Source organism: Luteibacter sp. P1_D3, from assembly GCF_056406135.1.
The window spans coordinates 18,565-44,531 of sequence record NZ_JBFUAT010000022.1; the positions used below are offsets into that span (position 1 = coordinate 18,565).

A 25,967-nucleotide genomic window follows, 5' to 3' on the forward strand; every position below is an offset into this window, starting at 1 on the left:
CGGACACGGCCGATGCCATGTCCTTATTTGACCACGCGGCGCACCTTTAATTCCTTCACCCGCTGCCGGAATTCACTGAGTGATTCAGGCGGCGGTTCGTCAAAGGCATAACGCGACCACAAGTAGAGCTGGCTCAACCTTTCCAAGCCATTTCGTTCGGCAGGCAACGAGCGGGCAGCGCGTGCGAAGAAGTGTCGCGGACCTTCACCGGTCCGTCGAGTCACCCCGGCGCGCGCGAGCTTTCGTTCCAGACGTCTCATGCACGCGTCCAAGGCATCGCCTTCACGTCGTTGGAACATCGCCCAGCCAAGGGCAATACCGACGAGTAGCGCACAGCCCACCGCCAGGATGATCGCAAGATCACCGACCTCCGTCCGGCGGATGCCGAACGGTTGCAGCATGCCTTCCTGACGAAGCGCATCGAAGCCGTTAACGGCCTGGTTCCACCATTGGTTGACCACATCCCAGCGATCGCGTGCATTGTGCAGCCAGGCGATGTCGAAGAGGCCGCCGTCGCTGCTGTTGCCGGCGGCCGCGGCGGCTGCGGCGCCCAGGCTGACGCGTTCCGGACGCACGGCGCCGGTGGGATCGAAGCGTACCCATCCACGGCCTTCCAGCCAGACTTCCGACCAGGCATGTGCGTCGGCGCGACGGACGAGAAGGTACGAGCCGAGTTTGTTCCAGTAGCCGCCCTGGTAGCCGGTGACCACTCGCGCCGGAAGGCCAGCGGCGCGCATCAGGAAGGTGAAGGTGGAGGAAAAGTGTTCGCAGTAGCCTTCGCGTGTCTGGAACAGGAAGTCGTCGATGCGATCGCGGCCGAGCGGTGCCGGCGCGAGGGTGTACCGGAAGCCGCCATCATGGAACATGGCAAGTGCGGCCCGCGCGATGGCGAGGTGATCGTTGCCGTAATGGCTGGCCCAGCTCGTGGCCAGCTCATGAGCTCGCGGGCCGATGCCGTTAGGAAGCTGGAGCGCCTGCCGGCGCTGTCGGGGGTCCAGGGTCGTATCGAGCCGGTAGTCGACGGTCGCCGAGGCCTGATAGCGATAGACCTCGTCGACCCGGCGATCCGCCACGGCAGTACGGTCACTGCGCAGCCTCGCATCGGCCGGCGCGGCCATGGGCATGTCCATCAACGGCAGCACGCGCTGGCGCGTCGGTTCGAGCGTGATCTCGTAGGTAAAGCGCGGCTTGCCTTCGATCAGGCTTGGCTGGCGTGTGTTGATGTCGTAGTCCGGACTCCAGCTCTGCCCGTCGAAGTTCGTCATGGTGTATGCGCGGAAGTAGCGGCTTGCGTTCATCGGCGGGGTGCCGTCGAACGTCACGCGCATGGCGGGCGTGTCGTCGGTCAATACATCGGCCATCTCGCCGGGCGCCATGCGATCGGACAGGCCGGTAACCGACTTGTCGGCGGTGGGTGCGCCCCAAAGGGGCGAATTCAGGCGCGGCACGAAGACAAAGGCGAAAGCCGCCAGCGGGACGGCGGCGAGCAAGGTCACTAACACCGGCAGCAGTTCGCGTCGCAGGGGCAGTGCCGCCGGATCGACCGTCTCGAGCGAGCGCAGCGTCGCGACGGCCGGCACCAGGCCCAGGGCGACGATGACGGTGGCAGCAAGGCCCTGGTTGAAGAGCAGGGCACTCATCAGGCCGAAACAGGCAAAAGCCATCGCCACCCGCGCGTCGCGACGGTGCTCGCTCTCGAGCATCTTCAGTACAAGCAGGCCGACGGCAAACGCACTGCCGGGTTCGCGGCCGAACAGCGTGCCGTAATACGCGATGACGACGGCGAGCAGGAGAACGATCAGGGGCAGCTTGATCCAGAACGGCGCCTGGCGTCCGCCGGTGCTGCGTTGGCGCCAGCGCGCCGCGAGCACGACCGCGAGCGTGAGGGTTAGCCACCACGGCAGGTGCAATGCGTGGACGACGAGCACGCTGGCCATGGTCAGGCAGAGCAGGTCGAACGGGCGCGGCGCGAGCAGGGGCTCGTCGACCGGCGCGCGGGTGAGCGACAGGCGAAAGCGCGTCATGGCCGCAGCGCCAGCGCGGTCATGCAGCGGTGGTAGTGCTCGTCGCCCTGGGCGATATCGAAATAGCCGTCCGGCAGGCGCAGGCTCCAGCGTCGTCCAGAGTCCTTGGCTTCGTCGACCCAGCGGGCGAGGCGGGAGATGCGCGACTCGTCATCCAGGCCGTGCATGCTGTCCCAGTCCAGGCGCCAGTCTTCCTTCGGCGCAGGCTGTTCCAGGTCCTTCACCAGCAGGCCGTGGTGACGTGCGCTGAGCTTCCAGGCGATCTGCCGGCGCGGGTCGCCGGGGCGATAGTCGCGCAGGGCGGCCAGTTCGTCGCCAGCGCGGGGACGGCCACGGTCGGCGTCGCCCTCCGGTTCGAAGGGCGTCGGGCCGAGCGGTTCCGGGCGGGGATAGACGAGCACCGGGTTGTCCGGGTTGAGCCAGCTCCACGCGCGGAACATGCCGAGCGGCCAACGCGTATGTATCCGCATGCGTGGAAGAGACAGCCAGCCACGGAAATCGGTGGGCAGCGCAAACTCGATGGCGGTCGGTGCGCCAGGGGCCACCACGACGACGTGTTCGCCGTCGGCGACATCGAGCCGGATCGCCATGCGCTCGCGCTGGCTCGCGGCGATATCGAGGGAGACGCGAATCGCTTCGCCTGCGCGAGCCGTGCCCGCACGCAAGCCGCCGACGGAGACGCCGTTGAGAGTGCGGAAAGCGACCAGCATGCTTCCCGCCGTGGCCGCGCCGAGCAGGCAGGTGAGCATGAGCGCGGCGTTGTTCGCGTAGTTCAGCGCGCCAATCAGCATCACGGCCAGCAGCACGGCAAAGCCGAGGCCGAAGGCCGTCGGCACGATGTAGATGCGCCGTCGATGCAGCAGGATCGGCAAGGGCTCGCGTTTGCGCATCCGCGTCAGCGACGGCAGCTTGCGCTCTGCCCACGCCACGATCCGTTCCCCCGCTGGCGGCATCAGGGCACCGCGGTCTCGGCAAGAATCGCCCTCGCGATCGCCTCCCGGTGACTGCCCCGACCCGGCACCAGGCGATGCGCCGCCGTTGGCACGAAAACCGTCTGGACATCTTCGGGTATGACGTAGTCGCGCCCGCTGATCATCGCCCAGGCACGCGAGGCGGCCAGCAGGGCGAGCCCGGCGCGAGGGGAAAGGCCGACGCGAACTTCGTTGTGCTTGCGGCTAGCCGTGAGCAGGGCCTGGAGATAGTCGAGCAGGGTGCTGCTGACCTTCACCGCCTGCGCGGCGGTATGCAGCTGGCCGATCGCCGCGACGTCGAGACGCGGTTTCAGGGAGGCCATCAGCTCGCGGCGGTCTTCGCCTATCAGCAACGCACGCTCGGCGGCGGGATCGGGATAGTCCAGGCTCAGACGCAACATGAAACGATCCAGCTGCGAATCCGGCAGCGGAAAGGTGCCAGCCAGATCGAGCGGGTTCTGCGTGGCGACGACGAAGAACGGCCGGGGCAATGCGTGGGTCACGCCATCGACGGTCGTCTGCCCCTCGGCCATGGCCTCGAGCAAGGCGCTCTGCGATTTCGGTGTCGCGCGGTTGATCTCGTCGGCGAGCAACAGGCTGGTGAAAATGGGGCCCGGGTGGAAGCGGAACTGACCCGTCTCGCGCTCGTAGACGCTGACCCCGATAATGTCGGATGGCAGGAGGTCGCTGGTGAACTGGATACGCTGGAATTCGAGATCGAACGTGGCGGCGAGCGCGTGCGCCAGGGTGGTCTTGCCTACGCCGGGCACGTCTTCGAGAAGGAGATGGCCGCCGGCGATGAGGCAGGTGAAGGCCAGCTTGACCTGGCGCGGCTTGCCGAGCAGCACGCCATTCACCTGGGCCAGTGCGCCGTCCAGGCGGTGCCGGAGCATTTCATCGTTGAGCGGAGTGGTCGCTGACATGATCGATGCGTGTGCCCCCAGGCCTGGCAATGTCGATGTTTGAGCGTTCCAGTGTAGCGGCGGCGACGCGATCGTGGCGAGGCATGTTCCTCATCATCTTCGTCGTGGCTTTGCTGCTGAAAGTCGTCATAGCGGCCACCTTGTCGCCCTTCGGTGACGAGGCCTTCTACTGGCAGGAGAGCCTCGCTCCCGCCTGGGGTTACAGCGACCTGCCGCCGCTGACAGCCTGGTTGATCGGTGTGTCCGAGGGCATCTTCGGCCACGCGCTTCTGTCCATGCGCTTGCCGTTCCTGCTTATCGGCAGCGTGTTGCCCTGGCAGGTCGGCGCGATCGCGCGGCGCTTCGGTGGCGAGGCGGCGCGATGGCAGGCGGCGACGTTCGCCTTGCTCCTGCCGCTGGTCGGCAGCATGGGCGTGCTGGCCCTGCCCGATGTGCCGCTGACCTTCGCCATCGTCCTCGCCACACAGGGATTGTTGGCGGCATTGGCGACGAACCGCCGCCGCGACTGGGCCCTGCTCGGCACGGGACTGGCCCTCGCCTGGATGACGCACTATCGCGCCGCGATGCCGATGCTGGCGGGTTTGCTGTTCCTGCTGGCGACCCCGCGAGGCCGCCTGCAGTGGAAGCGGCCCGGCCTGTGGCTGGCCATGGCGGTGGCGGCGCTCGGGTTGGTCCCCCTGGTGATCTACAACCTTGCCGCGCGGGGCGCGGGTCTGGCGTTCCAGTTGGTCGAGCGCAATCCCTGGCGCTTCCATGCGGATGCACTGGTCCAGCCGCTGGAGCAGGCCGGTGCGTGCACGCCGCTGGCCTGGGTCGTGCTCATGTGGGCCTTGTGGCAGGCCTGGCGCCGTCGTGACCAGGCGCCGTTCGACGTGATAGCGACCGTCGCCGGCAGTTTCGTCGTGCTGTACTTCGTGCTCGGTCTGTTCGCCGACGACGTCCGTTTTCGTGTGCACTGGCCGCTGCCGGGATGGGTGCTCCTCTGCGCGGTCGTGCCTTCCTTGCTGGCGAGCGCCGGGCGTGGCTGGCGCCGGTTTGTGCTCGCGGGGTTCGTGGTCGCCGGCGTGGGCCTGCTCGCGGGCCTGGGGTATCTCGGCCTGGCCGCATCGCCGAACGGTGCCCGGGTGCTCGCGGGCGCGAAGGCCTTTCCTTCCAATTTCACCGGCTGGCGTGAAAGCAGTGAGGCCGTGCGCGCGGCGCTGGCAAGGGAGCCCTCGGCCCTCGTCGTCGCCGACAATTTCATGTTGGCGGCGGAGCTGCGTTTTGCCCTCGGTGCTGACCGCGTGGTGTATTCGCTCGATAGCCCACTGAATACCAAGCATGGCCGCGCACCGCAGCTGGCTGCGTGGGGCATCGACGAATCGGGTCTGGCGAGGCGCGCGGGCCAGCGTGTGTTGCTGGTGATCGACGAAACCTCGTTGCGCGAACGCGAAAAGCGCGACTGGCTTGCCTCGGTGTGCTCGCGGATCGACGTCGGCGAGTCGCGGTTGCGTCTCGATCTGTTCGATGGGCGCCGTCGCTTCGCGCTGTACGACGCCACGGCACGAGCTGTCCCGAGCCCGCGTGTCGCCCCCGATGATTGCGTCGTCTGGCGTGAGGCTTACCAGGCCTCGATCACGCCTGTATCCGGTTCGTCAGGGCAGGGGGATGCCGGCGTCGCGAAGTAAGCGGCAGGTGGCGATGAGCGGCAAGCCGATCAGGGCGGTCGGGTCTTCATTGACGATCCGTTCGAACAAGGCGATGCCCAGTCCTTCGCACTTGAAGCTTCCGGCGCAGTCCAGCGGGCGCTCGCGTTCGACGTAACGCTCGATGTCCTGCGTCGACAGCGGTCGGAAATGTACCCGCGTTTCGTCGACATGGAGGGCGGCCGTGCCCTGTGTATCGATGACGCAGACGGCGGTATGGAAGACGACCTCGCGTCCGGCACTGGCGGCGAGCTGCTTGTGCGCCGCGTGCACGGTGCCCGGCTTGTCGAGCACGGTGCCGTCGAGATCAGCGACCTGGTCCGAGCCGATCACCACGCAGCCTGCATGCGTCGCGGCAACCGCGCGAGCCTTGGCTTCGGCCAGTCGGGCCGCGCGTGCGGCAGGCGCTTCACCGGGCAGCGGATCTTCATCGGTCCCCGGCGACGCCTGTTCGAACCGGTCCAGCAGACGGCGGAGGAGGCTGGCGCGGTAGGCGGACGTGGAAGCGAGGATGACGACGGGCTGTGCGGCCACTCAGAATTCCTTGTGGATGTGCTCACGCACTGCCGTATCGAGCGCGGTCTGCGCATCGTCGAGGGCGCGCAGGCGCGGCTCGAGCTGATGCCGTGCCCTCACGAGGCCGTCGACCGCCTCGTCGAGCTCGCGCTGACTGGCTTCGGGCGCCCGGTCGCGGATCCACAGGCGTTGCTGGAGCAGGGCACGCAGGCCCGAGTCCACGGCCTGCTGAGCCTCGACTTCACCTGCGGCGGGCACGTCGGGACTGACCGACATTACTGAGTGAGCGCGCTGAAGACGGTCTCGGCAATCCTTGAGATCGGCTTCTAGGCGGTCGGCATTATCGAGCAGGTCCTTCATCGCGCCATGGCGTCGCCGCGTCCGCTGCTGGGCCACGGCCCAGGCACAAAGGCCGATAGCGGCCACAATGATGGCCGCAAGTGCATAATAAGCAAAAGAAAACACGCTAGCTCTTCCCCCTGTTGGGTGTGCTGCGGCAAACTACATCCTGGCCTGCGAGTCTGCACGAAAGCGCCCGGGCTGCGCAAAACCGCGCGCCGCTACGCTTTGCACTCGCTAACCGGTTGACTTCAGGTGGGTTGATGCCTACCATTTCCCGATTATGTCCGTGACCTTGCCATCGTCCGTGGACGCTTGGCGCGAAGTTCGTGCGCGGCGTTCGTTCCAGGGCTCGCTTCCCGTGTCGGCTTTTGCCCGCCTCGGTGAAGTCATTGCGTCGCCCGAAGGCGACGTAACCTACGAGCTGGACTTCGGTCGCGACGAGTTCAATATCGCCTATGTGGCCGTCCGTGCGAAAGCGCCGTTGACCGTGATCTGTCAGCGTTCGCTCGAACCGTTCGTGCTCCTGGTCGAGATCGATACACGTCTCGGACTGATCGTCGAAGAAACGGAGGAAGCCGCGTTGCCCCCGGGCTACGAGGCATTGCTCATCGAACAGGATGGAAAGCTCAGCCTGGTCGCGACGATCGAAGATGAATTGCTGTTGGCGCTGCCCCTGGTCCCGGTCAATCCGGACTACGAGTTGCCTGACGACATCGTTGGTGCCGACGAGGAAGAAGAACCCTCGCCGGATCCGTCTGAAAACCCGTTCGCGGCGCTCCGCGGACTCATAAAGTAAATCGCTGGAGATTTGTCATGGCAGTTGCCAAGAGCCGCAAGACCCCGTCCACCCGTGGCATGCGTCGTTCGCACGATGCGCTGACGACCGTTCAGCTGTCGACCGATCCGACCAGCGGCGAAGTGCACCTGCGTCACCACGTGACCAAGGATGGCTTCTACCGTGGTAAGAAGGTCATCGAAACCCGCGGTGCGGTTGAAATCGAAGACTGATCTCCCTTCGTAAGGGATGATCACGACGCAGGCGGCGCGGTAACGCGCCGTTTTGCGTTTGTGGCTTAGGGCCACGCGCACCTCCGGCCCCGGGCCATCGCCGCCCGGGCGAGTCCGCCCTGACGAGGGGAACGGTTCTGAAATACGCCCGCATCATCGGTACCGGCAGCGCACTTCCCGACAAGGTCGTGACCAATGCCGACCTCGAAAAAATCGTCGAGACCACCGACGAATGGATCCGCACGCGCACCGGCATCTCCGAGCGCCATTACGCGGCCGACGGCGAGACCACCGGCGACCTTGCCTTCCTTGCTGCCCAGCGCGCCCTCGAGGCCGCCGGCGTCAAGGCATCCGAGATCGACCTGATCATCATCGGCACGACGACGCCCGATCTCATCTTCCCCTCCACGGCCTGCCTCGTGCAGCACCGCCTGGGTGCGAATGGCTGTGCCGCCTTCGACGTCAACGCCGCCTGCTCGGGCTTCGTCTATGCCCTGGGCATCGCCAACGCGTTCGTGCGCAGCGGCCAGTCGAAAAAAGCCCTGGTGATCGGCGCTGAAACCCTCACGCGCATGGTCGACTGGACGGAGCGCGAAACCTGCGTGCTGTTCGGTGACGGCGCGGGTGCGGTCGTGCTGGAAGCCTCCGACGAGCCGGGCATCTTCACCACGCGCATGCGCGCCGACGGTGGTTTCAAGCATCTGCTGTTCAATCCGGTCGGTGTGTCCGCCGGTTTCACCGATGCGCCGAACCACGGTGTGAAGATCAACATGCTGGGTCGCGAAGTGTTCAAGGTCGCGGTCAAGACGCTCGATTCGCTGGTCGGCGAGACCCTGGCGGATGCCGGCATGAAGGAAGACGAGATCGACTGGCTGATTCCGCACCAGGCGAACCTGCGCATCATCGAAGCGACGGCCAAGCGCCTGAACATGTCGATGGACCGGGTCATCGTCACGGTGGACAAGCACGCCAACACCTCGTCGGGCTCGGTGCCGCTGGCGCTCGACTACGCCGTGCGTTCGGGCAAGGTCAAGCGGGGCCAGAACCTGCTGCTCGAGGCCTTCGGCGGCGGGTTTACCTGGGCCTCGGCGTTGCTTCGATATTGACCCCTGCTGGGGTAGGAGCCGATTTATCGGCGATCCCGCGAAGCGGGCCCGGGTGCCCGCAAGCACCCATCGCCGATGAATCGGCTCCTACCCAGAGCGAGGTTGGCCAGCAGACCACACGCCTGCGAATGGTGCATTCGCCCCCAAGTTGCTGGCACCATTCGCGGTTTGACGTTCCGGAAACCTCTCGCATGACCGCATCCAGCGCCTCGCTCGCCGTTGTTTTCCCGGGTCAGGGCTCACAGTCCGTCGGCATGCTCGCCGAACTCGCGGCAGCCCATCCCGAGGTCCGTGCGGCCTTTGACGAAGCCTCCGAAGGTGCCGGCATCGATCTCTGGGAGCTGAGCCAGAACGGTCCCGAGGAGCGCCTCAACAGCACCGAGAACACCCAGCCAGCGCTGCTGGCCGCCAGCGTCGCCGTATGGCGCGTTTGGGTGAAGCAGGGTGGTGCGCGTCCGGCCTACCTGTCCGGGCATAGCCTCGGCGAGTACAGCGCCCTGGTCGCCGCTGGCGCGATTTCCCTGAAAGACGCCGCTGGCCTCGTCGCCGAGCGTGGTCGCCTGATGCAGGCGGCTGTCCCGGCCGGTGTGGGTGCCATGGCCGCCATCCTCGGTGGTGACGATGCCCAGATTGCCCAGGTCTGCGAGGAAGTCGCCCAGGGCCAGGTCGTCGCGCCCGCCAATTTCAATTCCCCCGGTCAGCTGGTCATCGCCGGCCATGCCGAGGCCGTCGACCGCGCCCTGGCCCGTCTGGCCGAGCTCGGCGTGAAGAAGGCCGTGAAGCTGGCTGTGTCGGTACCCTCGCATTGCATGCTGATGCGCGATGCCGCGGACAAGCTCGGTGAGCGGATGGCAGCCATTGCCTGGTCGATGCCGTCGATCCCGGTCATCCAGAACGCCGATGCCCAGATCCATGCCTCCGTCGAGGACATCCGCGGCGCGCTGATGCGCCAGCTCTACCTGCCGGTCCGCTGGACCGAGTGCGTGCAGGCACTGGCGGCGAACGGCATCACGCAGGCGCTGGAGTGCGGTCCGGGCAAGGTCCTCTCCGGCCTGATCAAGCGCATCGACAAGTCGGTCGAGGCCAAGCCGATCGGCACGCCCGCCGAGCTCGACGCCGCGCTCGCGCTCGCCAGCGCCTGACTTTCCCCGTTATGACAGGAATCCCCATGACCCAGACCCTCAAGGGCGAGATCGCGCTCGTCACCGGTGCCAGCCGCGGCATTGGCGCGGCGATCGCCGACCGGCTCGCCGCACTCGGTGCGACGGTGTTCGGCACCGCGACCACCGAGTCCGGCGCACAGGCCATTGGTGAGCGCCTTGCCGCCCATGGTGGCCACGGACGCGTGCTCAACGTGACCGACCCGGCAGCCATTGAAGCCCTGATCGACGGCATCGCCAAGGAGACCGGTGCGGTTTCCCTCCTGGTCAACAATGCCGGTATCACCCGCGACCAGCTCCTGATGCGCATGAAGGAAGAGGACTGGAGCGCCATCATAGAGACGAACCTGACCTCGGTGTTCCGCACGTCCAAGGCGGTGATGCGGGGCATGATGAAGGCGCGCAAGGGCCGCATCATCAGCATCGCCTCCGTGGTCGGCGTCACCGGCAATCCCGGCCAGGCCAACTACGCGGCGGCCAAGGCCGGCATCATCGCGTTCTCCAAATCGCTGGCCCGTGAGATTGGCTCGCGCGGCATCACGGTGAACGTGGTCGCGCCGGGCTTCATCGATACCGACATGACCCGTTCGCTGCCGGAAGAGCAGCGTACGGCGCTCCTGTCCGGCATTGCCCTGGGTCATCTGGGCGAAGCCAACGACATCGCCGAAGCGGTGGCCTTCCTGGCCTCGCCCGCGGCGAAGTACATCACCGGCGAGACGCTCCATGTCAACGGCGGTATGTACATGCCCTGACGGGCAAGGCCTTCATCGGCCAGGGTCGACGGCAGTCGCCAGCGGCCCGTTTTTGAGAGACAATCATCGTTTCGCGCCCGGCCTAAGAAAAACCGGGCGTCATCCACGTGACGGCAGTGTGTTGGCGGGCCAAGTCCTTAGCCACTACAATGCCGCCGGAATTTTCCCTCGGGAGGTAAAGGCAACATGAGCACCATCGAAGAACGCGTTAAGAAGATCGTCGTCGAGCAGCTGGGCGTCAAGGAAGATGAAGTCACCACCAACGCGTCGTTCGTGGACGATCTGGGCGCCGATTCGCTGGATACCGTTGAGCTCGTGATGGCTCTCGAAGAAGAGTTCGAGTGCGAGATCCCGGACGAAGAAGCTGAGAAGATCACGACGGTTCAGCAGGCGGTCGATTACATCAAGGCCCACGTCAAGGCCTGATCGAGCGACTGGTTGTCGATCGGAGGCTTGCCTCCCGTCGATCTCCGAGCGACACGGAAGCTGCGCCTATAGGCGCAGTTTTCGTTTCCGCTTTTCGTAACCTGCGCTCGCGTATGGTTGCGTGCATAAAGTGCTAAGGAAACAAACGCATGAGTAAACGACGTGTGGTAATTACCGGCATGGGGATTCTCTCGCCGGTCGGTAACGATGTCGCCACCGCCTGGAAGAATGTCGTCGAAGGTAACAGCGGCATCGGCCCTGTCACCGATTTCGATACCAGCGCCTACAACACCCGCATCGCGGGCGAAGTCCGCAATTTCGTTGCGGCCGACGCCTTCTTCGACGGCGTTCCGACGCCGACCGACGAGGCGGGCATCAAGGCGCTGGAAGACGAACGTCGCTCCATTGCGAAAGACTTCAAGCGGATGGACCCGTTCATCCACTACGGCATCGTTGCTGGCGCCCATGCGTTCCGCCAGTCGGGTCTGGTCGTGACCGAAGAAAACGCCGGTCGTATCGGCGTCGCTGCGGGCGCCGGCATCGGTGGCCTGCACACGATCGAAGCCACCGCGATCGAGCTGAACGAGAAGGGGCCGCGCAAGGTCTCGCCGTTCTACGTGCCCAGCTCCATCATCAACATGGTGGCCGGCAACCTGTCGATCTATTTCGGCCTGAAGGGCCCGAATATCGCGTTGGTCTCGGCATGCACGACGGCCGCGCACAACATCGGCATGGCCATGCGCCTGATCCAGTACGGCGACGCCGACGCGATGCTCGCCGGTGGTTCCGAGCATGCGACGACGACGACGGCGATGGCGGGCTTCTGCTCGGCCAAGGCGATGTCCACGCGCAACGACGATCCGACGCACGCCAGCCGTCCGTGGGACATCGGTCGCGACGGCTTCCTGCTGTCGAATGGCGCCGGCATGCTCATGCTCGAAGAGTACGAATTTGCCAAGGCGCGTGGCGCCAACATCCTGGCTGAGCTGGTCGGCTTCGGCATGAGCGGCGATGCGTATCACATCACCTCGCCCAGCGGTGATGGCGCGGAGCTTGCCATGCGCAATGCCCTGCACGATGCACACATCATGCCGGAAGAGGTGCAGTACGTGAACGCGCACGGCACCTCCACGCCGGTGGGTGATCTTGGCGAAGCCAAGGCCATCCGCAACGTGTTCGGCGACCATGCCACGGCGAAGGGCAAGTTCGCGGTCAGCTCGACCAAGTCGGTCACCGGTCACCTCCTCGGCGCTGCCGGCGGTGTCGAGGCGATCTTCTCGGTCATGGCTATCCGCGACGGCATCATGCCGCCGACGATGAACCTCGTCGACGTGGATCCGGAAGTCGCGGCGCTCGGCATGGACCTCGTCCCGAACAAGGCGGAGAAGGCGGACCTCAACATCGTCGTGTCGAACTCGTTCGGCTTTGGCGGTACCAACGGTACGCTCGTCTTCCGTCGCGTCTGATCGGCGTGGCTTTCGTCACGCGAACCCTGGCCGGCCGGCGCGATCTCCTCGCGCCGGCCGCGTCGTATCCGGCGCGCTATCCCGCGCTGCTGGCCAGCGCGGTCACCGGCACACCACAGTCGCGCTTCGACATGCTCTTCGTTGCCGGCGATGCGTCGCTGACGCTCGGCGCGGACATGCTCGTTCGCGATGCGGCGGGCGAGATCGTTCCCGGCACGTTTCTCGATGCACTCGATGCCGCCTGGGCAACGCGACACCATCCACGTGTCGAGGACGGCCTGCCGTTCCACGGTGGCTGGATCGTTTACCTCGCCTACGAACTGGTCGGCCAGATCGAGCCAAGCCTGAAGCTGCCGTCGTCGAACGGCGCGGCGCCCGTCGCCTTCGCCCTGCGTACGCCAGCGGCGGTCGTCGTCGATCATGTCGAGCAGCGCACGATCCTCATCGCGGAGGAGGGTGCGGATCACTGGCTGGATGTCATGGCCGCCGATCTCGATGTGCCTCTTCCCGAGTTCGCCTTGCCACTGCCCGAAGTCGTCGACGAGGACGAGCCCTCGCGATTCCTCGACGGTGTGCTGCGTATCCACGAGCACCTGCGCGCGGGCGATGTGTTCCAGGTCAATCTTTCGCGGCGCTGGACGGCGCGGTTCGCCGAGCCGCCGTCGCCATCGACGCTGATGGCCGCGTTGCGTAAGGCCAACCCGGCGCCGTTCGCCGGTATGTTGCAGCAACCGGCCTGGGCGATCGTGAGCTCGTCGCCGGAGCGTCTTGTCGAGTCACGCGATGGCGTGCTGCAGACGCGTCCGATCGCCGGTACGCGTCCGCGCGTGCCCGGTGACGACGACGCGGCGCGCATCCGTGAACTCACGACGCACCCGAAAGAGCGTGCGGAGCACGTCATGCTGATCGACCTGGAGCGCAACGACCTCGGTCGGGTGTGCGTGCCGGGCAGCGTGAAAGTCGACGAACTGATGGTCGTGGAGAGTTACGCCCACGTGCATCACATCGTGTCCAATGTGCGCGGCCGGGCGCGCGAAGGCGTGACGCCCGGGCAGGTGATCGCGGCGACGTTTCCGGGCGGCACCATCACCGGCTGCCCGAAGGTCCGCTGCATGGAAATCATTGGCGACATCGAGCAGGAGCCGCGCGGTGCCTATACCGGCGCGATCGGCTATCTCGACGACAATGGCGACATGGACCTCAACATTCTCATCCGCACGCTGATGGTCGAGGGCTCGCAGGTCAGTTTGCGCGCGGGGGCGGGGATCGTGACCGACTCGGTGCCTGACAAGGAACTCGACGAGACGCGTGCGAAGGCGCGCGGCCTGTTGCGTATCTTCGGCGTGGCATGAGCGTGCGCACGTCGGTCGACTTCATTGGTACCGACCGGCTGGAGGCGGCAGATCGTGGTCTCTCCTACGGCGATGGTCTGTTTGAAACGCTGCGTGTCGTCGGCGACGTCGTGCCGCTCTGGTCGCGTCACGCCGAGCGTCTGAGCGCATCGGCCGCGCGCCTGCGCCTTCCCGTGCCGGATACCGATGCCATGCTGGCCGAAGTGCGGCGCCTGGCCGATGGCCTGGATGACGCGGTGGCGCGCATCACCTTCACCGCGGGCCTCGGTCCGCGCGGGTACGCCCGCCCCGGCCTCGTCAGCCCGACGACGGTGATCGGGGTGGGTCCCTTGTCCCTTGCCGCCGACGGGTACCGCGACGGCATCGCGCTGCGCCTGTGCGACACCCGTCTGGGCGACCAGCCCCTGCTGGCGGGGATGAAGCACCTCAACCGCCTCGAGCAGGTGCTCGCCCGTTCCGAGTGGGACGATGCGCGCTGGCAGGAGGGCCTGATGGCCGATCTGCAGGGTGGCCTTGTCTGTGCGACGGCCGCCAATCTGTTCGCCGTGCGGGACGGGCGCCTTGTCACGCCGCCGGTGGATCGCTGCGGCGTCGCGGGCGTGGCGCGCGCGGAAATCCTCGCCACGGGCGATGTGGGGATCGCGCCAGTGTCGATGCAAATGCTGCTCGAGGCCGACGAGGTCTTCCTCACGTCGGCGGTTCGGGGCATCCTTCCCGTTCGGGCTTTCGCAGGCCGAACCTGGCAGCCCGGCCCGGTCACCCGCCATTGGCAGGCGCACTGGTGCGGGATCGGCCTGCCGCTACCGTTCCGTTCGAAGGATTCCGATTGATGAAAGTGCGCGGCATCGCCCTCTGGCGGGTCATCTTGCTGGTGGTGCTGGTCGCGGCGATCGCCGTGGGTAGCTGGCTTGTTTTCGACTGGTCGCGCTTTGCGCGCACGCCGCTGAGCGTGCCCGTGGCCGGGCAGTGTATCGACGTGGCGCGCGGTGCTTCGTTCAAGGACATCGTGCGCGACCTGCGCGCTCGCGGTGCCAGCCGGGCCTCGCCGCTCTATTGGCGCGTGCTGGCCATCGAGATGCGCGCGTCGGGCCGCCTGCACGCGGGCGAATACCTGCTGCGCGCCGGCATGACGCCGCGCGACCTGATTGGCGACATGGCCAACGGCAAGGTGATGCAGCGCAATTTCACCATCGTCGATGGCTGGAACGTCGGCGACCTGCGCCGCGCGCTGGCCGCGACGGACACGCTGTCTCACGACACGGCGGATATCGATAACGAGGTCTTGATGAAACGCCTCGGCAACGAAGGCGAACATCCCGAGGGACGCTTCCTTCCGGAGACCTACGCCTACGTCAAGGGCGATACCGACTCCAGCATCCTCAAGCGTGCGCATGCGGCGATGGTCAAGACCCTCGACGCCGCCTGGGCGTCGCGTGCGCCTGACCTGCCGCTGGCCACGTCGTACGAGGCGCTGATCCTCGCCTCGATCGTCGAAAAAGAGACGGGCAGGGCGGACGAGCGCCCGCGCATCGCTGGCGTCTTCATCCGGCGGCTGCAACTGCACATGCTGCTGCAGACCGACCCCTCGGTGATCTACGGCATGGGTGAGAGCTACGCGGGCAACATCCACAAGAGCGACCTCACGACCGACACCCCCTACAATACGTACACGAGGGTCGGCTTGCCGCCGACGCCCATCGCCCTGCCGGGGCGCGCAGCCATCCAGGCGGCGCTGCATCCGGTCGAAGGCAAGGACCTGTACTTCGTCGCCAAGGGCGACGGCAGCCATGTCTTCTCGGCGAATCTCGACGATCACAACCGGGCCGTTGCCTGCTACCAATTGAAACGATGCCAGTGACGACACTCCAGCGCGGCCGACTGATCACCCTCGAAGGCGGCGAAGGCGCCGGCAAGAGCACGCTGCTGCGTGGGCTCGAGGCGCACCTGCGTGCGCAGGGTGTGGATCTGGTCGTCACCCGCGAACCCGGCGGTACGACCGTGGGCGAGGCGGTGCGCGGCGTGGTGCTGGATGCAGCCAACAACGAGCTTTGCGCGGAAGCCGAACTGCTGCTCATGTTCGCCTCGCGAGCCCAGTTGGTGCGCCAGGTGATCGAGCCGGCGCTGGCCGCCGGCCGTTGGGTGCTCTGCGACCGTTTTACCGACGCCAGCTTTGCCTATCAGGGTGGTGGGCGGGGGCAGCCCGTCGAACGCATCGAGGCCCTCGAGGCCTGGGCGGCGCTGGCGCTCAAGCCGGATATCACGCTGCTGCTCGACTTGCCCGTGAGCACCGGTCGTGCGCGTGCCGCCGGTCGCGGGGAAGCCGATCGCATCGAGGTCGAGGGTGATTCCTTCTTCGAACGTGTTCGTGGCGCCTATCGTGACCGGGCCGCCGCGGAGCCCGCGCGCTTCCGTCTTCTCGATGCAGCGGCGACGCCGGAGGCAGTCCTCGGACAAGCCATCCAGGGCGTGTCCGGCCTGCTCGCCGGAGCGGGATCGTGAGCCTGCGCCCCTGGCATGCCGAGGCCTGGGCACGTCTGCAGGCCCGTCGCGAACGCGATGCGTTGCCCCATGCCTTGTTGCTCGCGGGGCCTGCCGGCCTGGGCAAGCGCGATTTCCTGGCCACCTTCGTCAAGGGGCTGCTCTGCCAGCAGACCCACGACGGCACGCCTTGCGGGGCCTGCCGCAGTTGCCACCTGGTCGCCGCCGGCACGCACCCCGATGTCGCAGCGCTATCGTTCGGCCTGCGCAAGGACGGCGTGACGCGTAGCGAGATCGTCGTCGACCAGATTCGCGACCTTTCCGCACGGCTGGCCATGTCCAGTCAGTTCGGTGGCTGGCAGGTCGCTACCGTGGATCCGGCGGATGCCATGAACGCGGCGGCGGCCAATGCCCTGCTCAAGACGCTCGAAGAGCCGACCCAGGCGACCCTGCTGGTGCTTGTCGCCGATGAGCCGGCACGCTTGCCGGCGACCATTCGCAGTCGCTGTCAGCGCGTCGATTTCCTCGTGCCCACGCGTGATATTTCGATGGCATGGCTTGCCGGCGAAGGCGTGAAGGATGCCGAGGCGGCCCTCGATGCCGCGGGCGGCAATCCCGGCATGGCGCGGACCTGGGCGGCGGACGGCGCGCTGAAACAGCGCGGCGAGGTGCGTCACGATCTCAAGGCCTTGGCCGCTGGCCGTGGCGATGCCATGGAAGTGGTGAAGCGCTGGCAGGCCGCCGAGCCGGCGCGCTACCTCTGGTTCGCTGCACAGGCCGCGACGGACGAACTCCGCGCCCGGGCCGCTGGCAAGGCCACGCCGCTAGAGAGTCAGATGGACGACGAGTCGCTCGACGCCTGGTACGGCAAGGCCAATCGCGCCAGGGACGCCCTCCGTGGGCCGCTGCGGGTCGATCTGCTGTTGCTCGAGCTGCTTGCCGCTTGGCGTTGACGCCGTCTTATCGGGCGTTCGGACCTAATTGGCGTACCGTCCGCGATCCCTAGGAACCTGCCTTTGTCCCGCGACCCCGTCATCGACGGCAGTACCCGCGTTCTTGTCGTTGCGCCCCATCCCGACGACGAGTCGCTGGCCGCCGGCATGCTGATCCAGCGCACGCTCGCCGCCGGCGGCCGTGCCGATGTGCTGCTTCTCACCGACGGCGACAACAATCCCTGGCCGCAGCGCTGGATGGAGCGTCGCCTTGTGATCGATGCCGCTGGCCGGGCTCGCTGGGGTGCGCGACGCCGACTCGAGGTGGCGGCGGCCCTGGGCCGGCTCGGCGTTGGTCCGGAGCATCTGCATGCGCTCGGGTGGCACGACATGCAGGTGACGGATGAGCTGCGGCTGCGGACCTCGGCGGCGGTGGGCGCGGTCCGTCGCATCGTCGAGCGGGTACGGCCCAATCTCGTTGTCATCCCCGACCTGGGCGACAGCCATCCCGACCACGGCTCGGCGCACGTGCTTGCCCGGCTGGCGCTGTCGGCCGCGGGGTCGATGGCCAAGGTACTCACCTATATGGTCCACGGCACGGAACGTTCCGCGCCGGAAGACCTGATCGTCCCTGACGCCGATCCCGAGCGGCTGGCGACCAAGATCGATGCCGTGCTCGAGCATGCGACGCAGATGGCCCTGAGTCGCAAACGCATGCTCGGCGTGGCGTCGCGCCCCGAACGCTTCGACCGGGCGCCTGCTGCGCCAGGCACCGGTGCGCTGCGCCTGCCATGGCGTCCGGGCCCTTTGGCGCGCACCCGGCTGCGCCTGGTTCTTGCCGATGGGTTCGGGGTGCAGGTCTGGCCTTGGCGTCATGCGCCGATCGAGCGGGCAGGGGGGCAATGGGTGCTACCCCTGCGCGGCGCCCCGGGTCCCGCCTTCGCCAAGCTCACCGCCGACCTCTCCACACCCTGGATCTACGACCGTTACGGCTGGGCCGGAGAGGATCCCGAACCGGTCGGGCTTGTGGCCCGGGCCGCCGGGTAGCTAGGATGACGTCCAAACCAGGGGATTCCACGTGTCCATGAACGCCACCAGCTCCTCGCCGCGACAGGGCATCCTCTCGCTGAAGATCAAGGACGTGAACTCCCTGTACATCTCGTACATGCCGTTCCTGAAGACCGGTGGCCTGTTCGCGCCCACGGCCCAGCGCTACAGCCTGGGCGACGAAGTGGCCTTGCTGGTCACCCTCATCGACGAAAACGAGCGCCTGTCCGTGGCCGGCCGCGTGGTCTGGATCACGCCGGTGGGCGCACAGGGCAACCGGACGGCCGGTGTCGGCATCCAGTTCAACGAATCCCCCGAGAGCGAAGGTGCCCGTCAGCGCATCGAAGCCCTGCTCGTCGGTACCCTCGCCTCCGAGCGTCCGACCCAGACCATGTGACATATCGGCGCGTTTCGGCGCCGAATGTCGGTGTCAGACAAGTTTTCCCCTTATTAATACTTGTCGTGATACCTGCACGCACTGGTACAATAGATCGGTTCCCCAACGTGAGATTGTGGATATCCGGAGTTGTTGGTACGCAACGCGTCCCGACACGGATCGATCCATTTGGATCGATTCGATAAAAGCTCTGGCGACCCTAGCCGGACCGCTCGTCCCCGCCGACGGTCACTGATGCGCCCAGTGAGGCGCGGAGGTACGCAGCATCGTGCTTGCCCAATACTGGCCCGTCCTGTTGTTCATTGCCGTGGCCGTAGGCCTAGGTGTGGTCCTGATGGCGATCGGCATGCTTGCCGGTCCCAGCCGTCCCGACTCTGAAAAGCTCTCGCCTTATGAGTGCGGCTTCGAGGCCTTCGAGGACGCGCGCATGAAGTTCGACGTGCGCTACTACCTCATCGCCATCCTCTTCATCATCTTCGATCTCGAAATCGCCTTCCTGTTTCCCTGGGCGGTGGTGTTCGACAAGATCGGCGCGATCGCGCTGATCGAGATGGCGCTGTTCCTCGCGCTGCTCGTGGTCGGTTTCGCTTACGTCTGGAAGAAGGGAGCGCTCGAATGGGAGTGATGACCACCATCGATCGGGTGATGCACAACCCGACGCCGCTCAACCTCGTCGACGACATCCTTCGTCCCAACGGCGACGCCCCGGTCGTGAACCGCGGCTTCGGCGTGACCAGCATCGACGCCCTGATGAACTGGGCGCGTACCGGTTCGATGTGGCCGATGACCTTCGGCCTGGCCTGCTGTGCGGTCGAAATGATGCACGCCGGTGCCGCGCGCCTGGATCTCGATCGCTTCGGCGTCGTCTTCCGTCCCAGCCCGCGCCAGTCCGACGTGATGATCGTCGCCGGCACCCTGGTCAACAAGATGGCCCCGGCGCTGCGCAAGGTCTATGACCAGATGCCCGAGCCGAAGTGGGTCATCTCCATGGGTTCCTGCGCCAACGGCGGCGGTTACTACCACTATTCCTACTCGGTCGTTCGCGGCTGCGATCGCATCGTTCCGGTCGATATCTATGTGCCGGGTTGCCCGCCGACGGCCGAAGCGCTGATCCACGGCATCCTGCAGTTGCAGAAGAAGATCCGTCGCACCCACACGATCGCGCGTTAACAGGGCATCGCACATGAGCGTTATTAACGAGACCTCGCTGGTCGAACGGCTCGCCGCGCGCTTCGGCGACATGCTGACGGTGAAGGTCGACCGCAATGAAGTCACCGCCGAGGTGGCTCCGCGTGACCTGATCGCCGTCGCCACCGCATTGCGTGACGAAGCCGGCTTCCGCTTCACCATTCCCATCGATGTCTGCGGCGTCGACTACCTCAGCTACGGCCAGACCGAGTGGGACACCGACACCGCGCAGGGCGACAGCTTCTCGCGTGGCGTGGAAGGTGAGGCCATGGGTCGCTTCACGTGGGCCGACCGCCCGCGCAAGGTCGAGCAGCCGCGTCGTTATGCGGCGGTGTTCCACCTGCTGTCGATCGAACTCAACCAGCGCATCCGCGTTCGTGTCTTCTGCGAAGACGACGCCTTCCCGATCGTCCCGTCGGTGACTCCGGTGTGGCCGGGTACGGACTGGTTCGAGCGCGAGACCTTCGACCTGTACGGCATCATCTTCGACGGGCACCCGGATCTTCGTCGCATCCTTACCGACTACGGTTTCGTGGGCCATCCCTTCCGCAAGGATTTCCCGCTGATCGGCAACGTCGAAGTGCGCTACGACCCCGAACAGAAGCGTGTGATTTACGAACCCGTCTCGATCGAACCGCGCGTGCTCGTGCCGCGCACGATCCGTAACGACGCCGATCTCGATCAGGCCAGGGCGGAATCCGCCGATCATTGGCGGGAGAATTAAGCCGTGGAAGAAATTCGCAATTACACGATGAACTTCGGCCCGCAGCATCCTGCTGCGCATGGCGTGTTGCGCCTGGTGCTGGAGATGGACGGCGAGACGATCGTTCGCGCTGATCCGCATATCGGCCTGCTGCACCGTGGCACCGAGAAGCTCGCCGAGTCCAAGCCGTTCAACCAGTCCATCGGTTACATGGATCGCCTCGACTACGTCTCGATGATGTGCAACGAGCACGCGTACGTGCTGGCCATCGAGAACCTGCTCGGCATCCAGGCACCGATCCGTGCGCAGTACATCCGCACGATGTTCGACGAGATCACCCGCATCCTGAACCACCTGATGTGGGTGGGTTCGAACGCGCTCGATCTTGGCGCCATGGCCGTCTTCCTCTACGCGTTCCGTGAGCGCGAAGAACTGATGGACGTCTACGAGGCGGTCTCCGGCGCGCGCATGCACGCGACGTACTACCGTCCGGGCGGCGTCTACCGCGACCTGCCGGACCAGATGTCGAAGTACCGCGAGTCGCCGTGGCACAAGGGCGCCGACCTCAAGCGCCGCAATGCGTGGCGCGAAGGTTCGATGCTGGACTACCTCACGGAGTTCACCAACGATTTCCCGGCGCGCGTCGACGAATACGAATCGCTGCTGACCAACAACCGTATCTGGAAGCAGCGTACGGTCGGCATCGGCGTCATTCCGCCCGAGAAGGCCCAGGCCTGGGGCATGACCGGCGCCATGCTGCGCGGCTCGGGTATCGCCTGGGATCTGCGCAAGAAGCAGCCGTATGCCGCCTACGCGAACATGGACTTCGACATTCCGGTCGGCGTCAACGGCGACTGCTACGACCGTTACCTGGTCCGCGTCGAAGAGATGCGCCAGTCGAACAACATCATCAAGCAGTGCGTGGCGTGGCTGAAGGCCAACCCGGGCCCGGTGATGGTGCAGAACTACAAGGTCGCGCCGCCCAGCCGCGAAGAAATGAAGAGCGACATGGAAGCGCTGATCCACCACTTCAAACTCTTCACGGAAGGCTACGGCGTACCCGCCGGTGAAACCTATACCGCCGTCGAAGCGCCCAAGGGCGAGTTCGGCTGCTATCTCGTGTCCGACGGTGCCAACAAGCCTTTCCGCGTGCATCTGCGCGCGCCCGGCTTCGCCCACCTGTCTTCCATGGACGCGATCGTGAGAGGCCACATGCTCGCCGACGTTGTCGCGATGATTGGCACCTACGATCTCGTCTTTGGCGAAGTCGACCGCTAAGTCGACGGAGTGAACTGAATCATGAAAGCCACCGGACATTTTGAGCAGGTCAAGGACGTCGATCCCCTTGTCGTGCTCAACGATCACACCCGCAGCCACATCGATCACTGGGTCTCCAAGTTCCCGCCGGATCGCAAGCGCTCCGCGCTGATCCAGTCGCTCATGGCGGCGCAGGAACAGAACGTCGGTTACCTCACCGACGAACTGATCACCGCAGTCGCCAAGTACCTCGAACTGCCGGCGATCTGGGCTTACGAGGTCGCGAGCTTCTACTCGATGTTCGAGACCACGCCTGTCGGTCGCAACAACGTCGCCATCTGCACCAACATTTCCTGCTGGTTGAACGGGGCCGAAGGCCTGGTTCGCCATTGTGAGAAGAAACTCGGCATCAAGACGGGCGAGAGCACCGCCGATGGCCGCATCTATCTCAAGCAGGAAGAGGAATGCCTCGCCGCTTGCGCGGGCGCGCCGATGATGGTCGTCAACGGTCACTACCACGAGAAGCTGACGACCGATTCGGTCGACGCGATCCTCGACGGTCTTAAGTGAGGTAAGGGCAATGGCTAGCACCACTGGTCCGGTCGGACCCGCACCACAGGAACACCAGGTCGTCTACACGACCCTGCATTTCGAGAAGCCCTGGGCGCTCGAGAGCTATGAAAAGGTGGACGGTTACAAGGCATGGCGCAAGATCCTGGCGGAAAAGCCGGATCCGGCCGCCCTGATCGAAGAGATCAAGAAGAGCTCGCTGCGCGGTCGCGGCGGCGCCGGCTTCCCCACGGGCCTGAAGTGGAGCTTCATGCCCCGCACGGCACCGGGCCAGAAGTACATCCTGTGCAACTCCGACGAGTCCGAGCCGGGTACCTGCAAGGACCGTGACATCCTGCGCTTCAACCCGCATTCGGTCATCGAAGGCCTGGCGATCGCGTGCTACTGCACGGGCTCGACCGTCGCCTACAACTACCTGCGTGGCGAGTTCCACCACGAGCCGTTCGAGCACATCGAAGAAGCCCTGAAGGAAGCCTACGCGGCTGGCCTGCTCGGCAAGGACATCGATGGCTCCGGTATCGACGTGGACATCTACAACGCCCTCGGCGCCGGCGCGTACATCTGCGGCGAAGAAACCGCGTTGATGGAATCGCTGGAAGGCAAGAAGGGCCAGCCGCGCTTCAAGCCGCCGTTCCCGGCCGGTTTCGGCCTGTACGGCCGTCCGACCACGATCAACAACACCGAGACCTATGCCTCGGTGCCGGCGATCCTGCGCAACGGCGCGGAGTGGTTCCTCAACCTCGGCAAGCCGAACAACGGCGGCCCGAAGATCTTCTCGGTCTCCGGCCACGTGGCCAACCCGGGCAATTTCGAAATCCGTCTGGGTACGCCGTTCTCCGAGCTGCTGCAGATGGCCGGCGGTATCCGCGGCGGCAAGAAGCTCAAGGCCTGCATCCCTGGCGGTTCGTCGATGAAGGTGCTCACGGCCGAGAAGATCATGGAATGCACGATGGACTACGACTCGCTGCAGAAGGCGGGTTCGGGTCTGGGTTCGGGTGCCGTGATCGTGATGGACGAGACCACCTGCATGGTCCGCGCCTGCCACCGCATCTCGCGTTTCTACATGGCGGAGTCGTGCGGCCAGTGCACCCCGTGCCGCGAAGGCACCGGCTGGATGCACCGCGTGCTCTCGCGCATCGTGGAAGGCAAGGGCACGCAGGAAGACCTGCATCGCCTGAAGGCCGTCGCCGGCCAGATCGAAGGCCACACCATCTGCGCGTTCGGCGAAGCCGCCGCGTGGCCGGTGCAGGGCTTCCTGGCCAACTTCTGGCACGAATTCGAATACTACGTGGAGCACGGCCGTTCGATCGTTGACGGTCCGGCGGACACGGTCACCACTGGAGTCGCTGCATGAGTGCGCAGCCCGTAGCCAATGCCGCGCCGGACCTCGTCAATATCGAAATCGACGGCGTCCCGGTGCAGATCGCCAAGGGTCGGATGATCATCGAGGCGGCAGACGCCGTCGGGATTCCCATCCCGCGCTTCTGCTACCACCGCAAGCTTCCGATCGCCGCCAACTGCCGCATGTGCCTGGTGGAAATCGAGAAGATGCCGAAGCCGGCACCGGCATGCGCCACGCCGGTGGGCGAGGGCATGAAGGTGTTCACGCGTTCGGACAAGGCGCTGAAGTCACAGCGCAACGTGATGGAATTCCTGCTGATCAACCATCCGCTGGATTGCCCCATCTGCGATCAGGGCGGCGAATGCGAACTGCAGGACGTCTCGCTCGGCTACGGCCGTTCGGTGTCGCGCTATAACGAGCGCAAGCGCACTGTTTCCGACGAGAACCTCGGGCCGCTGATCGCGACCGAGATGACCCGCTGCATCCAGTGCACGCGCTGCGTCCGCTTCACCAGCGAGATCGCCGGTACGTACGAACTCGGCGGCATGAGCCGTGGCGAGAACCTGGAGATCGGCACCTACATCGGCAAGACGATCGAGAGCGAACTGTCGGGCAACATCATCGACGTCTGCCCGGTCGGCGCGCTGACCAACAAGCCGTTCCAGTTCCAGGCCCGCGCCTGGGAGCTGGTCGCGCGCCCGTCCGTCGGTTACCATGACGCGCTGGGTTCCAACCTTTGGATGCATACGCGCCGCGGTGAAGTGCTGCGCAACGTGCCGCGTGACAACGAGACGATCAACGAATGCTGGTTGTCCGACCGTGACCGCTACAGCCACCAGGGCCTGTACGCCGCGGATCGCGTGAAGTCGCCGATGGTCAAGCGTAACGGCCAGTGGTCGGCAACGACCTGGGACGACGCGCTCGCGGTCGCCGCCGAAGCGTTGAAGAGCGTTCCGGGTTCGGACCTCGGCCTGCTGGTGAATCCGGCGACGTCGAACGAGGAGGGCGAACTGCTCATCCGTCTCGCTCGCGGCCTGGGCAGCGCCCACATCGACCACCGCCTGCGTCAGCTCGACTTCGCCGACAACGCCTTCGCGAAGGCGTTCGCCTCGCCGATCGCGTCGTTCGACAAGGTCAAGGCCGCGCTGCTGGTCGGCTCGGACCTGCGTAACGAAGTGCCGCTGCTCAACCATCGCGTCCGTCAGGCGGTGAAGAAGGGCGCCAAGGTTTACGCGGTCAATCCGGCCCACTTCAATTTCAACTACCCGCTGGCCGGCGAGTCCGTCGCTGCGCCGCATGCGCTGGTCGCCGAACTGCTGGTCCTGGCCAAGGCCGCCAGCGAGAACGGCGCCACGGTGCCGGAGTCGATTGCATCCGCTCTCAACGGGGTGGAAACGACCGACGCTCACCGCGCGGCGTTCAAGGCGCTCGGTGAGAACGCGGTGGTCATCCTCGGCCACGCCGCGGTGACCCACCCGGAAGCTTCGTGGTTGCGCGCCATCGCTCGCTTCATCGCACAGGCTGCCGGTGCCTCGTTCAACGAGATCCCGGTCGGCGCCAATGCGCTCGGCCTCGCGTCGGTCGGCGTCCTGCCGACCGCCGGCGGTCTCGATGCACGCGGCATGCTTGCCCAGGCGCGCAAGGGTTACGTGCTCTACAACGTCGAGCCGCCGCACGATTTCGCCGATGGCACGCTTGCCCTGCAGGCGATGCATTCGGCGCAGACCGTGGTTGCGTTCGCTGGCTTCGCCAGCGATGCGCTGAAGGATTCGGCGGATGTGATCCTGCCGATCGGCCTGACGCCGGAAATCGACGCGACCCTGGTCAACGTCGAAGGTACCGCGCAGACCGTGCTGCCGGGTGCCAAGGCACCGGGTGAGGCACGTCCGGGCTGGAAGGTACTGCGCGCGCTGGGCGGCATGCTCAACGTGGCCGGCTTCGAGTTCGACGATCTCGTCGGCCTGCGTGCGGGTCTGACCGAGCGTGCGTCGGAGGTTCGTCCCTCGCTCGCCACCCGCGCCTCGGGCGTGTCGTTCTCGCGCCTGGCCACCACGCCGATCTACCGCGTCGATGCGGTGGTCCGTCGTGCCGGCGCGCTGGCTTCGCATCCGCTGAACCGCGCCGCCGCCATCCGCGTCAACGCGGACGACGCCGGCAAGCTCGGCCTCATCGATGGCGCCAATGCGCGCATCGGCGATGTCGTCCTTCCGGTGGCCATCGATGCCTCGGTGCCTGACGGTGCCGCCTGGATCGAAGCCGCGCACTCCGAAACCGCCATGCTGCCTCCGTACGGCGCGGCCATCACCGTGAGCAAGGCGTAAC

The 25,967-nt window shown here is 65.9% G+C and carries 27 protein-coding genes; 22 read left to right on the forward strand and 5 right to left on the reverse strand.

Going from position 1 to position 25,967, the window contains the following annotated elements; genetic code table 11:
- Positions 1 to 23 precede the first annotated feature (23 nt).
- Genes AC1DYM_RS14495 through AC1DYM_RS14505 form a run of 3 tightly spaced genes read right to left on the reverse strand, consistent with a single transcriptional unit; the run spans position 24 to position 3,918 of the window.
- Positions 24 to 2,024 (reverse strand): transglutaminase TgpA family protein, encoded by a 2,001-nt coding sequence (locus AC1DYM_RS14495; protein ID WP_477339459.1) that lies wholly within the window; start codon positions 2,022 to 2,024, stop codon positions 24 to 26.
- A complete protein-coding gene (locus AC1DYM_RS14500; protein WP_477339461.1) occupies positions 2,021 to 2,953 on the reverse strand; it encodes a DUF58 domain-containing protein in 933 nt (310 codons plus the stop codon). Before AC1DYM_RS14500 ends, AC1DYM_RS14495 begins: the two co-directional genes overlap by 4 nt.
- Before the next feature lie 23 nt (positions 2,954 to 2,976).
- Entirely contained in the window at positions 2,977 to 3,918 is a 942-nt protein-coding gene (locus AC1DYM_RS14505) for an AAA family ATPase (RefSeq protein ID WP_477339463.1), read from the reverse strand.
- Between the two features lie 83 nt (positions 3,919 to 4,001).
- Between AC1DYM_RS14505 and AC1DYM_RS14510 the strand changes: the two genes are divergently transcribed.
- Complete coding sequence (locus AC1DYM_RS14510; protein ID WP_477339465.1) at positions 4,002 to 5,585, forward strand: ArnT family glycosyltransferase; 1,584 nt, start codon at positions 4,002 to 4,004, stop codon at positions 5,583 to 5,585.
- Here the strand turns inward: AC1DYM_RS14510 and AC1DYM_RS14515 are convergent.
- Positions 5,553 to 6,137 carry a Maf family protein gene (locus tag AC1DYM_RS14515; RefSeq protein ID WP_477339467.1) on the reverse strand — a complete coding sequence of 195 codons (585 nt, stop codon included), beginning with the start codon at positions 6,135 to 6,137 and terminating at the stop codon, positions 5,553 to 5,555. The genes AC1DYM_RS14510 and AC1DYM_RS14515 overlap by 33 nt on opposite strands.
- A complete protein-coding gene (locus AC1DYM_RS14520; RefSeq protein ID WP_477339469.1) occupies positions 6,138 to 6,584 on the reverse strand; it encodes a hypothetical protein in 447 nt (148 codons plus the stop codon).
- A 157-nt stretch (positions 6,585 to 6,741) separates the two neighbouring features.
- Between AC1DYM_RS14520 and AC1DYM_RS14525 the strand changes: the two genes are divergently transcribed.
- The 21 genes from AC1DYM_RS14525 (at position 6,742) to nuoG (ending at position 25,966) form a co-directional block, all read left to right on the forward strand.
- Entirely contained in the window at positions 6,742 to 7,257 is a 516-nt protein-coding gene (locus AC1DYM_RS14525) for a YceD family protein (protein WP_477339471.1), read from the forward strand.
- A 17-nt stretch (positions 7,258 to 7,274) separates the two neighbouring features.
- Complete coding sequence (gene rpmF / locus AC1DYM_RS14530) at positions 7,275 to 7,469, forward strand: 50S ribosomal protein L32 (protein ID WP_046968738.1); 195 nt, start codon at positions 7,275 to 7,277, stop codon at positions 7,467 to 7,469.
- A 137-nt stretch (positions 7,470 to 7,606) separates the two neighbouring features.
- On the forward strand, positions 7,607 to 8,575 hold the full coding sequence (locus AC1DYM_RS14535; RefSeq protein WP_477339640.1) for a beta-ketoacyl-ACP synthase III: 969 nt from the start codon (positions 7,607 to 7,609) through the stop codon (positions 8,573 to 8,575).
- A 191-nt stretch (positions 8,576 to 8,766) separates the two neighbouring features.
- Positions 8,767 to 9,717 (forward strand): ACP S-malonyltransferase, encoded by a 951-nt coding sequence (gene fabD / locus AC1DYM_RS14540; RefSeq protein WP_477339473.1) that lies wholly within the window; start codon positions 8,767 to 8,769, stop codon positions 9,715 to 9,717.
- Positions 9,718 to 9,743: 26 nt separating this feature from the next.
- Positions 9,744 to 10,487 carry a 3-oxoacyl-ACP reductase FabG gene (gene fabG / locus AC1DYM_RS14545; protein WP_477339475.1) on the forward strand — a complete coding sequence of 248 codons (744 nt, stop codon included), beginning with the start codon at positions 9,744 to 9,746 and terminating at the stop codon, positions 10,485 to 10,487.
- A gap of 186 nt (positions 10,488 to 10,673) precedes the next feature.
- Entirely contained in the window at positions 10,674 to 10,913 is a 240-nt protein-coding gene (gene acpP, locus AC1DYM_RS14550; protein WP_046968734.1) for an acyl carrier protein, read from the forward strand.
- 149 nt (positions 10,914 to 11,062) lie between these two features.
- A complete protein-coding gene (fabF, locus tag AC1DYM_RS14555) occupies positions 11,063 to 12,379 on the forward strand; it encodes a beta-ketoacyl-ACP synthase II (RefSeq protein ID WP_477339478.1) in 1,317 nt (438 codons plus the stop codon).
- A gap of 5 nt (positions 12,380 to 12,384) precedes the next feature.
- Positions 12,385 to 13,731 (forward strand): aminodeoxychorismate synthase component I, encoded by a 1,347-nt coding sequence (locus tag AC1DYM_RS14560; RefSeq protein WP_477339480.1) that lies wholly within the window; start codon positions 12,385 to 12,387, stop codon positions 13,729 to 13,731.
- Complete coding sequence (pabC, locus tag AC1DYM_RS14565) at positions 13,728 to 14,561, forward strand: aminodeoxychorismate lyase (RefSeq protein WP_477339482.1); 834 nt, start codon at positions 13,728 to 13,730, stop codon at positions 14,559 to 14,561. Before AC1DYM_RS14560 ends, pabC begins: the two co-directional genes overlap by 4 nt.
- A complete protein-coding gene (mltG, locus tag AC1DYM_RS14570) occupies positions 14,561 to 15,589 on the forward strand; it encodes an endolytic transglycosylase MltG (protein ID WP_477339484.1) in 1,029 nt (342 codons plus the stop codon). The genes pabC and mltG overlap by 1 nt, the downstream gene beginning before the upstream one ends.
- Positions 15,580 to 16,230: a dTMP kinase gene (gene tmk, locus AC1DYM_RS14575; RefSeq protein WP_477339486.1), complete on the forward strand. Its 651-nt coding sequence runs from the start codon at positions 15,580 to 15,582 to the stop codon at positions 16,228 to 16,230. Before mltG ends, tmk begins: the two co-directional genes overlap by 10 nt.
- Positions 16,227 to 17,162 (forward strand): DNA polymerase III subunit delta', encoded by a 936-nt coding sequence (gene holB / locus AC1DYM_RS14580; protein ID WP_477339488.1) that lies wholly within the window; start codon positions 16,227 to 16,229, stop codon positions 17,160 to 17,162. Before tmk ends, holB begins: the two co-directional genes overlap by 4 nt.
- A 63-nt stretch (positions 17,163 to 17,225) precedes the next feature.
- On the forward strand, positions 17,226 to 18,188 hold the full coding sequence (locus AC1DYM_RS14585; protein ID WP_477339490.1) for a PIG-L deacetylase family protein: 963 nt from the start codon (positions 17,226 to 17,228) through the stop codon (positions 18,186 to 18,188).
- 37 nt (positions 18,189 to 18,225) lie between these two features.
- Positions 18,226 to 18,585 carry a PilZ domain-containing protein gene (locus tag AC1DYM_RS14590; protein ID WP_046968726.1) on the forward strand — a complete coding sequence of 120 codons (360 nt, stop codon included), beginning with the start codon at positions 18,226 to 18,228 and terminating at the stop codon, positions 18,583 to 18,585.
- A 268-nt stretch (positions 18,586 to 18,853) separates the two neighbouring features.
- Positions 18,854 to 19,210: an NADH-quinone oxidoreductase subunit A gene (locus AC1DYM_RS14595; protein ID WP_046968725.1), complete on the forward strand. Its 357-nt coding sequence runs from the start codon at positions 18,854 to 18,856 to the stop codon at positions 19,208 to 19,210.
- The gene (locus tag AC1DYM_RS14600; protein ID WP_046968724.1) at positions 19,201 to 19,755 is read left to right on the forward strand and encodes a NuoB/complex I 20 kDa subunit family protein; all 555 of its coding nucleotides are present in this window, start codon (positions 19,201 to 19,203) and stop codon (positions 19,753 to 19,755) included. The genes AC1DYM_RS14595 and AC1DYM_RS14600 overlap by 10 nt, the downstream gene beginning before the upstream one ends.
- Before the next feature lie 13 nt (positions 19,756 to 19,768).
- On the forward strand, positions 19,769 to 20,497 hold the full coding sequence (locus AC1DYM_RS14605) for an NADH-quinone oxidoreductase subunit C (RefSeq protein WP_477339493.1): 729 nt from the start codon (positions 19,769 to 19,771) through the stop codon (positions 20,495 to 20,497).
- 27 nt (positions 20,498 to 20,524) lie between these two features.
- Positions 20,525 to 21,754: an NADH-quinone oxidoreductase subunit D gene (locus tag AC1DYM_RS14610; protein ID WP_477339642.1), complete on the forward strand. Its 1,230-nt coding sequence runs from the start codon at positions 20,525 to 20,527 to the stop codon at positions 21,752 to 21,754.
- A 21-nt stretch (positions 21,755 to 21,775) separates the two neighbouring features.
- Entirely contained in the window at positions 21,776 to 22,303 is a 528-nt protein-coding gene (nuoE, locus tag AC1DYM_RS14615; protein WP_046968721.1) for an NADH-quinone oxidoreductase subunit NuoE, read from the forward strand.
- Between the two features lie 10 nt (positions 22,304 to 22,313).
- A complete protein-coding gene (gene nuoF, locus AC1DYM_RS14620) occupies positions 22,314 to 23,657 on the forward strand; it encodes an NADH-quinone oxidoreductase subunit NuoF (protein WP_477339495.1) in 1,344 nt (447 codons plus the stop codon).
- A complete protein-coding gene (nuoG, locus tag AC1DYM_RS14625) occupies positions 23,654 to 25,966 on the forward strand; it encodes an NADH-quinone oxidoreductase subunit NuoG (protein ID WP_477339497.1) in 2,313 nt (770 codons plus the stop codon). Before nuoF ends, nuoG begins: the two co-directional genes overlap by 4 nt.
- The last annotated feature ends 1 nt before the right edge of the window (position 25,967 follow it).